Here is a 12,293-nt window from a genome sequence, read left to right on the forward strand (position 1 = left end):
AACAAGACGGTATCTCTCCCACAGGGAGAGGGAGCTTATAGCCCTTGCTCTTTTGCAAGTAAAGAGCTCATCTCAGCAAACTCAATCGGTCCCCTCTTCATGGGGGGGAGAGGGAGCTTATAGCCCTTGCTCTTTTGCAAGTAAAGAGCTCATCTCAGCAAACTCGATCGGTCCCCTCTTTATGGGGGGGAGAGGGAGCTGATAGCCCTGCTCTTTTGCAAGTAAAGAGCTCATCTCAGCAAACTCGATCGCCCCTCATTCAAGGCAAGTCACTACTATTGAAACACACTCGATCGATTCCCTCTCCCTGCGGGAGAGGGTTAGGGTGAGGGGCCGTTATTTCCGGACCAGCAGCGTCAACACTTCGTAATGGGCTGTGTGCGGGAACATATCAAATAGCTGCACGCGTTCAACGCGGTAATCCGGCAGCATCGCCAAATCCTTCGCCATACTTAACGCATTACAGCTGGAATAAAGAATATATCTCGGCGCCATGCGGTTGAGATAATCACACAGCTCATTGCCAATCCCCCGGCGCGGCGGGTTCACCAAGACCAATTCAGGAACCTCTCCCTCGGCGGTGGCAAATCGGGTCGAATCCAGCGCCTGAAAATCCACCTGCTGTAAGCCGAGAGTTTGTGCCGACTGTTTGGCACAGGCAATCGCCTCTGCGCTGATTTCAATGCCAGTCAGCCTGGTTTGCGGCTGTGCACAATGCAACCCGAAACCGCCTACGCCACAGAACAGATCCCACATGCTGGCGATACCCAGCGCCCGAACCCAATCCCGTGCGGTGGCATACAGCTGGCTAGCCACCTGTGGATTGGTTTGAAAAAAGCTCTGTGGGCGAATGTATAACGGCACCTGGTTGAACCGCTCTTCCAGCGCCTGCTGTTCGGTCAGCGGGATTTCATGCTCGCCTTCCATGATCGCCATGTGTACTGGCTGAATATTGGCGGAGATCACCTTCAACTGCGGCAACTGTTCTTGTAACCAAGGCAAGGCCGCACGCAGTTGCGCCAGCTTGCTGTCAGAACGCAGCACAAAGCGCAGCATCAGGCCGCCGCTGAAGGTGCTTTCCGTCAGGAGTAAATATTTCAGTTCGCCACGTTTGCGCGCCACGTTATAAGGCGTTAATCCGGCGCGGGGGATAAAGTCTTTCAAGACCGCGAAAATCGGAGCAAAGCTGGCCGGATACAACGGACAATCACACAGGTCTACCGGTGTGCCATCACGGTGCAACATGCCAAGCAACGGGCGCTCAACGCTACCGCTGACCACCATTTTCGCCTTGTTGCGAAATGCACTCTGTTCACCCGTCACCGGCTCCAACCACTGCGCGACATCGCGATCCGCCAATAAGGATTGCAGATGATGTTGTTTTTCTTCCAGTTGCTGAGGATAAGGCTTTTCCAGCCACTGACAGGAACGGCAGGTGCCCGCCGAGTACAAAGCGCAATACATGAATAGTAACCGTTAAATCAGGATGACCAATGAGGGCGCAGATTGTACCACCCAACGCAGACAAAAACTTATTTACCAAAACAGGAGAAGATAAAACGCCGCCCGGTCAGGCGGCGCTTGAAGCTCAATTAATCGCCAAGTGCATCAGCCACGAGCGGCCCTTTGCAGCTCGCGCGCACGCTGTTTTTCCGCCCGCGCCATAAACCACCAGGCAATAAACCCGATGATCCCCACCACCAGCAAGATCAGCGTCGCCAAGGCGTTGATCTCCGGGTTAACCCCCATACGCACGCTGGAGAATACCAGCATTGGCAAAGTGGTGGCCCCTGGCCCGGCCACGAAGCTGGCAATCACCAGATCGTCCAACGAGAGAGTAAACGCCAGCATCCAGCCCGAGATCAGCGCTGGGGCAATCATCGGTAAGGTGATCACAGAAAACACTTTCAGCGGCGTCGCGCCCAGATCCATCGCGGCCTCTTCGATCGAACGATCCAACTCTCGCAGACGCGAACTGATAACGACCGACACATAAGCGGTACAGAAGGTGACGTGCGCCAACCAGATGGTGAACATCCCGCGCTCAGAAGGCCACCCAAAGGTGTGCCCCATAGCCACAAACAGCAGCAGCAGCGACAAACCGGTGATCACGTCTGGCATAACCAGCGGTGCGGTGAGCATAAAGGCAAACCCGGTCGAACCCCGGAAACGCCCAAAGCGCACCATCACCATCGCGGCAATGGTGCCGAGGATCACCGCCGCCGTGGCGGAAGCCGCCGCAATGGTCAAACTCAAGCCAACCGCACTGATCATCGCCGAATCGTGGAACAGTTCTACATACCAGCGCAATGACCATCCCGCCCAGACGGTAACCAGCTTGGAGCTGTTGAACGAATAGATCACCAGCATCAGCATCGGTGCGTACAGGAAGGTGAAACCAACCACCAGAATCGCTATGCGCCACGGTGAACGCACTACCGGCAAGTTATTCATCCCTGTCCTCCCATTTCCTTGTTCTGGTGCTTGTGGAACCAGAGAATAGGTACAATCAACAGCAGCAGCATCACGGTAGCAACCGCCGAGGCGACCGGCCAGTCACGGTTATTGAAGAACTCCTGCCAAAGCACACGGCCAATCATGATGCTGTCTGGCCCGCCGAGCAGTTCCGGGATCACAAACTCCCCCACCGCCGGGATAAACACCAGCATAGATCCGGCAATAATGCCGCCACGGGTTAACGGCATGATCACGCTGAAGAAGGTTTTCAACGGCTTGGCCCCCAAATCCAGCGAGGCTTCAACCAGCGAGTAATCAAGGCGCGTCAGCGCGGTATAAATTGGCAACACCATAAACGGCAGATAGGAATAAACGATGCCGATATATACCGCCAGATTGGTATGCAGGATCACCAGCGGCTGATCGATTACCCCCAACCACATCAGGAAGTTGTTCAACACCCCGTTGTTCTTCAGTATCCCCATCCAGGCATACACACGGATCAGGAATGACGTCCAGGAAGGCAGGATCACCAACAGCAGCAGTATGTTGCGGGTCGACGGTTTACTGTGCGCCACCGCCCATGCCAGCGGATAGCCGATCACCAGGCAGCACAGCGTTGAAACCGCCGCGATCTGCAAGGATTGCAGATAGGCATCGATGTATAGCGGGTCATCGGTCAGTTGCAGGTAGTTGGCAAAGTTCAACGCAATGTCGAGTTTGCCATCTGCCCAACTCATCAGATCGGTATAAGGCGGTACCGCCAAGGCCAGTTCAGACAGACTGATCTTGAACACGATCAGGAACGGCAGCATAAACAGTAGCAGCAGCCACAGCAGCGGCAGCGCGATCACCAGCTTGCGGCCATGGGCCATCTGCAAACGTTGGATAAACGCCTTAATCGGGCCGGGTACTCTTGCCGGAGGCTCCGGCGAACGTTCAGAAAGCAATGTCATGGTGGTTACTCCTCACTTTCTCAACTACACCGTCAGAACCACACAGCTGTCGGTTTCCCAACACAGGCGCACTTCATCACCCCAAGTCGGCATCCCTTTGCGGAAGCGATGGCCGTTTTGCAACTGCGCACTGATCATCTGCCCGCTGAGCAACTTCACGTGGTAGATAGACAGATCGCCAAGATAGGCGATGTTCACCACCTCACCCACCGCAAAGTTGCAGCCGTCTTCCGGCACTTCCTCACACAGCATGATCTTTTCCGGGCGGAGCGCGACCTGAATAGGCACACCGTCCACCACCGATGAATCAGGATCGACCTTAAGCGCATGGCGTAAACCCGGGCTTTGCAAGATCAATGCATCGTCCCGCCGCTCCTGCAACACGCAATCGAACACGTTGACCGAACCGATAAACTCGGCGCTGAAACGGCTGTTCGGGTGCTCGTAGATCTCTTCCGGCTCACCGATTTGCACAAACTTGCCGCGGTTCATGATGGCGATACGGCCAGCCATGGTCATCGCTTCTTCCTGATCGTGGGTGACCATGACGCAGGTCGCGCCCACGCGCTCCAGGATATCGACCACTTCCAGCTGCATGCGATCGCGCAGTTTTTTATCCAACGCGCCCATCGGTTCATCCAGCAGTAACAGCTTCGGCCGTTTGGCCAAGCTACGCGCCAGTGCCACACGCTGGCGTTGCCCGCCGGAAAGCTGGTGCGGCTTACGCTTGGCGTATTCCTGCATATGCACCAACGTAAGCATTTCGGTGACGCGCTCGTTAATTTCCGCGCGCGGCATTTTGTCCTGCTTGAGGCCAAACGCGATGTTCTGCTCCACCGTCATATGGGGGAAAAGCGCATAGGACTGGAACATCATATTGACCGGGCGCTGGTATGGCGGCACCTGGGACATGTCCTGACCGTCGAGGACAATTTGCCCTTCCGTCGGCTGTTCAAAACCGGCCAACATGCGCAGCAACGTCGATTTTCCGCAGCCAGAAGGCCCCAACAACGCAAAGATTTCGCCCTTGTAGATCGTCAGGCTAACGTCTTCTACCGCGTTCTGGCCGTCAAAGGTTTTGGTGAGGTTACGGATTTCCAGCAGAGGGGTGAAAACCTTCTGCGATTTGGCTAGCGGACGAGGGATAACATCGTTCAATCGGGGTGCTCTCCGGCTAAAGCAGTACGACCAACCACAGCAATTGCCATGGCCCAAAATGGCAATGCAGGCGGGTTAAACCCACATGCTTATCAATACCGGGCTCAGCATGCTGAGCCCCTATACTTATCAAAACCCTATGAATTTCGAGCTGTAGCTAGGCGACAAGCTTGAAAGACGACGGGTCTTTACTTCCCGCTTTTAACTTTAGTCCATGCCCGGGTAATGACACGGTCAAGTTTCGGCGACTGTACGTTCAGCGTGTACAGTTTGGCGCGAATATCTGCCGGTGGGTAAACGTTCGGGTTATCACGCACCTCGGCATTCACCAGCGGCGTGGCGTCTTTTACCGCGTTGGCATAAAACACGTGGTTGCTGATATCCGCGATCACTTCTGGCTTGAGCAGGAAGTTCAGGAACTGGTAGGCCGCATCTTTGTTTTTGGCATCGGCTGGCATCGCAAACATGTCAAAGTAGGTCAGCGCCCCTTCTTTTGGAATGGAGTAGGCCACATTCACGCCGTTTTTGGCTTCCTTGGCACGGTTGGCGGCCTGCATCACATCGCCAGACCAGCCGATAGCCACGCAAATATCCCCATTAGCCAGATCGTTAATGTACTGGGAAGAGTGGAAGTAGCGGATATTCGGGCGCAGCTTCATCAGCAGATCGTTGGCCGCACCGGTGTAATCTTCCGCATTGGTGCTGTTAGGATCTTTGCCGAGATAGTGCAGGATAGTGGCATAGACTTCACTTGGCGCATCCAGGAAGGCGACACCACAACTTTTCAGTTTCTCCAGGTTTTCTGGCTTGAGGATCAGGTCCCAGCTATTGACCGGAGCATCTTTGCCCAGCACCGCTTTGACCTTATCAACGTTATAACCGATGCCGGTGGTCACCATCATGTAAGGGATACCGTACTTATTATCCTTGTCGTTATGCGCGACCAGTTGCAACATTTCGGGATCAAGGTTTTTGTAATTAGGTATCTTGCTCTTGTCCAGCGCTTCAAAAATACCGGCTTTGGACTGGCGCTCAAGGAAGTTGGAGGAAGGAACCACCAAATCATAACCGGTGCTGCCCGCCATCAGTTTGCCTTCCAGAACCTCGTTGGAATCAAAGACGTCATAAACCACTTTGATCCCGGTTTCTTTCTGGAATTTGGCCAGGGTATCCGGCGCAATATAGTCGGACCAATTGTAGATGTGCAGCGTATTGTCTGCGGCCGACGCGGTGAGGCAAGCCGTCATCAGCAAGCCGCCAACCACACCCGATAACCACTTTTTACGTTGGGTGACCATCCGTAACTTCCTCCAAAACCAGGGGTAAATTTGTATCCTGAAAGGATACAACGCCTTTGATTAGCCGAGCGCAATCGTTGCGAACGCGAGTGAATAGCTATGCAGTTGATTGCATGCGATTTTCTCACCTGCCAGCCCACGAGGTCACAAACAGGAGCGTGAGCCTTTAGCAAGATCAGCAGCATAACCGGAGTTGCCAGACGGTGCCAGCCTCCAGGGTAAAAAACGCCGTTTATCGATTAATTATGCACGGGTGCTGTATGTGATGCGGTAATAACGCCCTAAAAGACGATAAATATCTGGCAATCAGGGGAGAAACGCAGGATATCTGTTTGTGGGGAAAAGTTCGGGCTGCGTGCCGCCAGATCTGCGGCACACATAATGTACAGCGAAGATTAATGCAGCATCGGTTGGCTGGCTACGGTAGCCGGGTTCTCTTCTTCATCACCCATAAACAGCAGATCGTTCGCCCTGGCTTCCAGGATCACCATTGAGATCTGTTCTTCGCCCTGTTGCATAAAGTGGGCAAACTGCTCATAGGCCACGCCAACAGCGATGCTCAAAGACTGGCAAACGATCAGCTTTGGCAAGTTATCGTCTTGAATATCCACAAAGGCCTTGATGGTCAGCGAGCTGGCATTGATTTGACTGAGATCGGCCACCAGCGGGATCAGTGCGGTTGGCTTGACTTCGGCCAACGCGGAAAACAGGATCACGTTATCCACCAGATCGAGCTTGGCATCGAATACGCCGTCAAAGTTTTGCATGTGCGGCAGGTGTAACGCCTGGCAAGAGTCACATTCAAAAAACGAGATCCCCAACTGATCCAACCAACGTCGTAATAACGCCAAATCGGGGACGATGAGTGAATCCATAAATTACCAGCCTCACAGGGTTCAATGACATGAAAAGGCGCATAGCTTACGGAATATTCAATCGAGATGCCACGATCAAAGCCGCTTAATTCACTAATGCAACAACATCGCACGGCATATCCGAACCTGCGATCCCCCGTATACGCTTGGCGCGACAGTGGAAAGCGCCATTTATCACCCGCCAGATTTCAGACGAAAGCCAGGCCGGGCTCGTTGCTCAATGTACTCAATCATCATGCCTGCAATATCCAACCCGGTGGTGGTTTCAACGCCTTCCAACCCCGGCGATGCATTCACCTCCATCACCAGTGGGCCACGATCGGCACGTAGGATATCAACCCCGGCAACATCCAGCCCCAGCGTCTCCACGGCCTTGATCGCCGTAGCGCGCTCCTTGCCGGTGATATGCACTTTACGGGCCGTGCCACCCCGGTGCAGGTTCGAACGAAACTCCCCAGGCTTTGCCTGCCGTTCAATCGCGGCAACTACCCTACCGCCAACGACCAGGCAGCGAATGTCACAGCCGTTAGCTTCACGGATATACTCCTGCACCAGAATATGGGCGTTCAGGCCACGAAAGGCGTCGATCACACTCTCCGCCGCCTGGCGAGTTTCGGCCAATACCACGCCGATCCCCTGTGTCCCTTCAACCAGCTTCACCACCAGCGGTGCACCGCCCACCAGTTCGATCAAATCACCGGTATCATCCGGCGAATGCGCAAAGCCGGTAATGGGCAGATCAATCCCCTGACGCGCCAGCAGTTGCAGCGAACGCAACTTGTCACGCGCCCGGGTAATGGCCACGGACTCATTGAGCGGATAGCTGCCGAGCAGTTCAAACTGGCGCAGCACGGCGGTGCCATAAAACGTAATAGCGGAACCAATACGCGGGATCACCGCATCGTAATGTTCCAACTGGCGGCCACGATAATGAATGCTCGGTGCCGCCGGGTTGATATTCATATAGCAAGACTGCGGATCGATAACATCAATACGGTGCCCACGCTGCTCTGCGGCTTCACGCAATCTTTTACATGAGTACAGCGAACCATCGCGTGAAAGAATGGCAATTTTCACTCGTCACCCCTAAAGGCGTTGATCACCTGCATTGGCAGGCATTCCCCATAGCCGCGTTTAGTCTTGCGGTCCCTGGTCTTGTTTATCTTTCGGCGGAGTACGCCGATCGTTCTGCGGCGGCTGGCCACCACGCAGTAGCGGGCCGAACCCTTGAACTACGCGCCAGACCAAAAACGCGGCTGCAGGAACCATCATGAACACGCCTAGAAAGATCATGCCAACCGCCGCCTGTTGCGAAGCCAGCATACCCGGCAAACGGACGTAGTCATGAATACTCAGATAAGAGAGTATCAACAGCACCATGCCCAATCCTTCAAGCACCAGCACAGAACGCGGTAAGTCACCGAATGAACGCATATTTTTTTCTCCAGACTCACTGTGTCCAGTGTAGTAAATTCGCCATCACAGCAACAGCCCTAGTTGATTAATCGGTTCTATAAATCAGACCAAGAGGCAGATCCTGCTTTTTTTTAGCCCAGCCAACGGGCATAGTAAGCGCCATGACGTGAGTGATTGCGCAACTGAAGTCTTTTTATGACGGAAGGAATGTCGTTACAATAACGGTTAATTATTAATAACAGACTAGGAGTGTTACATGTTTGCTGTAATCTTCGGGCGTCCGGGCTGTCCTTACTGTGTCCGTGCTAAAGAGCTGGCAGAGAAATTGACTGAAGAGCGTGACGATTTCAACTTCCGTTATGTTGATATCCACGCCGAAGGTATCACCAAGGCCGATTTGGAAAAAACCGTGGGCAAACCGGTAGAAACCGTGCCGCAGATCTTTATCGATCAGACCCACATTGGCGGCTGCACCGATTTTGAAGCCTACGCCAAAGAAAACCTGAACCTGTTCCAATAAGCTTCAGGCTCGAACAAAAAAAGGCCACCGAACGCAGGTGGCCTTTTTTACGATTAGTGTTTTTGCCGCCGATAGAACTGTTGCAACGCATGCAACACCATGCGCATTAATAAATACAGCATCCCACCCAACACACACCAGAATACGGCGCTGACCGCGTAAGCCAACTCCTGCCAAAACGAATGGCCGGGCGTTAACCAAAAGTGGCGAATGAGCAAACACAGCGGTACCGCACACAGTGCGCCAAGCAAGGGACACAGGATACGCTGCTTGCTCGACAAATAGCTGGCGATAAAACCGGGAATAATAAACAACAGCAGGCCGGTTTCACCATGATGCTCGGATTCTGTCACGCCGACGGCACCGCTCTTCTGGCCAAGAAAAACCAGGCTAAAGAGCAGAAAGCAGCTGAAAATGCCCACCCAGTATCGATAACTCACCATCCACCTCTCCCCTCATACCCGAAAAACGACGGATATCGCGATGTGACCGCTCACTACATCGTAAAAAACAGCCTATCGCACAGACCTTGCGACACACAGCCGAAATCGACAGCGCTGGCTGAACTTTTTCCTTGGTCAAAAGGGTTAAATACGTATACCGACACAGCTTTATGCTGGCTGTCATACGTGATAGCGACTAGAATAAGCGCCGCCATTCGATGGTTCGGATCGCCTTCCGATGGTTGGTTGTTATCTAAGCTTTATCCATATACTCTATGGCTGAATCTAACTCTTATAGTGTTCTTTATCAAGAACTTACTGGTAAACAATAAGTTATCCCCCGTGAACATAAACGTCGCAAGTTTGTTAAACGGTAACTACATCCTGTTACTGTTTGTGGTACTCGCCCTGGGGCTCTGCCTCGGAAAGGTTCGTCTTGGCTCCGTTCAACTCGGTAATTCCATTGGCGTTTTAGTGGTCTCGCTGTTGCTTGGCCAGCAACACTTTGCCATTAACACCGAAGCGTTAAGCCTCGGCTTCATGCTGTTTATTTTTTGCGTCGGCGTTGAAGCTGGCCCCAATTTCTTCTCGATTTTTTTCCGCGACGGCAAAAACTACTTCATGCTGGCGCTGGTGATGGTCGGTTCAGCCATGGTGATCGCCATCGGTCTGGGTAAGCTGTTCCACTGGGATATCGGCCTTACCGCCGGCATGCTCGCCGGTTCGATGACCTCCACACCGGTGTTGGTGGGTGCAGGCGACACGCTGCGTAATACCATCACCAGCGGCCCGGCACTGCTTGCAGCCCAAGACCATCTGAGCCTGGGCTACGCCCTGACCTACCTGATTGGCCTGGTCAGCCTGATTTTCGGTGCTCGTTATCTACCGAAACTGCAGCATCAGGATCTCTCAACCTCTGCCCAACAAATCGCCCGTGAGCGCGGCCTGGATACCGATAGCCAGCGCAAGGTTTATTTGCCGGTGATCCGCGCCTATCGCGTCGGCCAGGAACTGGTTGCCTGGGCAGACGGCAAGAACCTGCGCGAGCTCGGCATTTACCGCCAAACCGGTTGTTACATCGAACGAATTCGCCGCAACGGCATTCTGGCCAACCCAGACGGAGATGCGGTGTTACAGGTCGGCGATGAAATCTCACTGGTCGGCTACCCTGATGCTCACGCACGCTTGGACCCAAGCTTCCGTAACGGTAAGGAAGTATTCGACCGGGATCTCTTGGATATGCGCATCGTGACCGAAGAGATCGTGGTCAAAAACAGCAATGCGGTAGGCAAGCGCCTGAGTCAGTTAAAGCTGACCGATCATGGCTGCTTCCTCAACCGCGTGATCCGCAGCCAGATTGAAATGCCGATCGATGACAGCATCGTGTTGAACAAAGGCGATGTACTGCAGGTCAGCGGCGATGCCCGCCGGGTAAAAAGCGTGGCAGAGAAGATCGGCTTTATCTCCATTCATAGCCAGGTCACCGATCTGCTGGCATTCTGCGCCTTCTTTATCATCGGCCTGCTGATTGGCCAGATCACCATTCAGTTCACCAGCAGCTTCTCCTTTGGTATCGGTAACGCCGCAGGGCTATTGATGTCCGGCATCATGCTGGGCTTCCTGCGAGCCAACCACCCGACCTTTGGTTATATCCCTCAGGGCGCGTTGAACATGGTGAAAGAGTTCGGCCTGATGGTATTTATGGCCGGTGTGGGTCTGAGCGCAGGGGCCGGTATCGGCAATACCCTTGGCGCAGTAGGTGGTCAGATGCTGATCGCAGGCTTGATCGTCAGCCTGGTACCGGTAGTGATCTGCTTCCTGTTCGGTGCCTACATTCTGCGCATGAACCGTGCCCTGCTGTTTGGTGCCATTATGGGAGCACGTACCTGCGCCCCGGCGATGGAAATCATTAGTGACACTGCACGTAGTAATATTCCTGCGTTGGGATATGCGGGCACCTACGCCATCGCTAACGTGTTGTTAACCTTGGCAGGTTCACTCATCGTGGTGATCTGGCCAGGTTTAATGGGGTAGCAAGGCGGTCTGAGAAGTCGTGCCATGGCGAAATATTTTTTGCTTTTTCTAGCAACCGGTAGAACTTTTCGATCGGGACATAGTCTGAATTAGTGCCACTGCTTTTCTTTGATGTCCCCATTTTGTGGAGCCCGTTAGTCCCGCCTTTTTAGGTTCAAGATTAACGGGTTTTTTGTTGCCTGAAATTTACGCCCCTTAAAAACCGTCACTTAGGGAACGTCATTTTACTGGGTGGCGACAAAGTGGCGGCTCACGTTTTACTGCCATAAAAAAACCTGCTTCTTGTCAGTTTGACTTACACCCCATTGATTAACACACCGTGATGTTAGTAATGCCTTCATTATCAACCTGGGAGCCGCTGGAGGCCATTTGGACGCTAGCTGGGGCCACAACGTCAAAAGGCTCAGGCCGAAGGAGGCGCGCGCCAAAGCCCTACTCGGTGTTGCCGGGCTTGAGCGTAGACTCATCCGTATTGATTACGGCTTTGAGGACTGCGACGGCGCCACTCAAACTCTTATGCAAGCTAGCGGCCTGATTTGATGTCCTGAAGAATGCTTTTCGGTACCCAACCAATATCTTGATCTGAGAGTCGCTGGCACCATACCCAGCCATTCAAGAATTTTATCGCCAGCAATTCATCGCCCTCATTAACATCAAGTTCTTTGGCCGTATAGTCATCTTTAGCTATACCAAGACCGGGTTTGTTGCTTCGTTCTATGAGTTGTTCTGGAACCCATCCACCGGCATGATTAGGTATTGTACAGAAATACCAATTATCCCAACCTTCATCGCCCTCATACCTATCCCCTATAATAAGCTGAGTTCCACTTTTGAACGTTATAGGATCTGGATATTCACTTCGATGTTGCCCTATTGCGATAAATTTCATGTTAGTCCTCATAAATGCCATCTACCTTCCTCTGACGCTTACGACAATCTGTATGCATACACAGTATGCAACTATTAATTCTCATCGCGCAACTGATCATCTGAAGCCTACCCAATCCATAGTTTGCTCATACTTCATTGATAGATAGAAAAGTTTTCTTTATAACCACGTGCTACAACTCAACCCGCGGGTGACAAAGTAACGGCACGATATCAGTCTTCCCCCAGTACAGGTCATGTCGACGATG

General features: G+C 53.0%; 12 protein-coding genes. 2 read left to right on the forward strand and 10 right to left on the reverse strand.

Features of this window, described 5'->3' with window-relative positions; genetic code table 11:
- Window positions 1-336: 336 nt before the first annotated feature.
- The 8 genes from rlmC to N6G83_RS49510 form a co-directional block, all read right to left on the reverse strand.
- Complete coding sequence (gene rlmC / locus N6G83_RS49475; protein ID WP_211136448.1) at window positions 337-1,464, reverse strand: 23S rRNA (uracil(747)-C(5))-methyltransferase RlmC; 1,128 nt, start codon at window positions 1,462-1,464, stop codon at window positions 337-339.
- Window positions 1,465-1,608: 144 nt separating this feature from the next.
- Window positions 1,609-2,454 (reverse strand): putrescine ABC transporter permease PotI, encoded by an 846-nt coding sequence (gene potI, locus N6G83_RS49480; protein WP_074028914.1) that lies wholly within the window; start codon window positions 2,452-2,454, stop codon window positions 1,609-1,611.
- Entirely contained in the window at window positions 2,451-3,413 is a 963-nt protein-coding gene (potH, locus tag N6G83_RS49485) for a putrescine ABC transporter permease PotH (RefSeq protein WP_021804975.1), read from the reverse strand. Before potH ends, potI begins: the two co-directional genes overlap by 4 nt.
- A gap of 24 nt (window positions 3,414-3,437) precedes the next feature.
- The gene (gene potG, locus N6G83_RS49490) at window positions 3,438-4,571 is read right to left on the reverse strand and encodes a putrescine ABC transporter ATP-binding subunit PotG (RefSeq protein WP_211136449.1); all 1,134 of its coding nucleotides are present in this window, start codon (window positions 4,569-4,571) and stop codon (window positions 3,438-3,440) included.
- Between the two features lie 188 nt (window positions 4,572-4,759).
- Window positions 4,760-5,869 (reverse strand): spermidine/putrescine ABC transporter substrate-binding protein PotF, encoded by a 1,110-nt coding sequence (potF, locus tag N6G83_RS49495; protein ID WP_199063597.1) that lies wholly within the window; start codon window positions 5,867-5,869, stop codon window positions 4,760-4,762.
- 395 nt (window positions 5,870-6,264) lie between these two features.
- Window positions 6,265-6,744, reverse strand: a complete 480-nt coding sequence (locus tag N6G83_RS49500; protein WP_024528635.1) for a YbjN domain-containing protein — start codon at window positions 6,742-6,744, stop codon at window positions 6,265-6,267.
- Window positions 6,745-6,918: 174 nt separating this feature from the next.
- Window positions 6,919-7,821 carry a 30S ribosomal protein S6--L-glutamate ligase gene (gene rimK / locus N6G83_RS49505; protein ID WP_059200358.1) on the reverse strand — a complete coding sequence of 301 codons (903 nt, stop codon included), beginning with the start codon at window positions 7,819-7,821 and terminating at the stop codon, window positions 6,919-6,921.
- Between the two features lie 57 nt (window positions 7,822-7,878).
- Complete coding sequence (locus N6G83_RS49510) at window positions 7,879-8,178, reverse strand: YbjC family protein (protein WP_021804980.1); 300 nt, start codon at window positions 8,176-8,178, stop codon at window positions 7,879-7,881.
- Window positions 8,179-8,416: 238 nt separating this feature from the next.
- On the opposite strand from N6G83_RS49510, the gene N6G83_RS49515 reads away from it, so the two are divergent.
- Window positions 8,417-8,680, forward strand: a complete 264-nt coding sequence (locus N6G83_RS49515) for a GrxA family glutaredoxin (protein WP_021804981.1) — start codon at window positions 8,417-8,419, stop codon at window positions 8,678-8,680.
- Window positions 8,681-8,733: 53 nt separating this feature from the next.
- On the opposite strand, the gene N6G83_RS49520 is transcribed toward N6G83_RS49515, so the two are convergent.
- Window positions 8,734-9,123: an inner membrane protein YbjM gene (locus tag N6G83_RS49520; protein ID WP_065685365.1), complete on the reverse strand. Its 390-nt coding sequence runs from the start codon at window positions 9,121-9,123 to the stop codon at window positions 8,734-8,736.
- Between the two features lie 342 nt (window positions 9,124-9,465).
- Between N6G83_RS49520 and N6G83_RS49525 the strand changes: the two genes are divergently transcribed.
- Window positions 9,466-11,157, forward strand: a complete 1,692-nt coding sequence (locus tag N6G83_RS49525; RefSeq protein ID WP_037375189.1) for an aspartate:alanine antiporter — start codon at window positions 9,466-9,468, stop codon at window positions 11,155-11,157.
- A 523-nt stretch (window positions 11,158-11,680) separates the two neighbouring features.
- On the opposite strand, the gene N6G83_RS49530 is transcribed toward N6G83_RS49525, so the two are convergent.
- Window positions 11,681-12,046: an SH3 domain-containing protein gene (locus tag N6G83_RS49530; RefSeq protein ID WP_024528630.1), complete on the reverse strand. Its 366-nt coding sequence runs from the start codon at window positions 12,044-12,046 to the stop codon at window positions 11,681-11,683.
- Window positions 12,047-12,293: the final 247 nt, after the last annotated feature.

The sequence above is a fragment of the Serratia sp. PL7 genome (assembly GCF_945957435.1).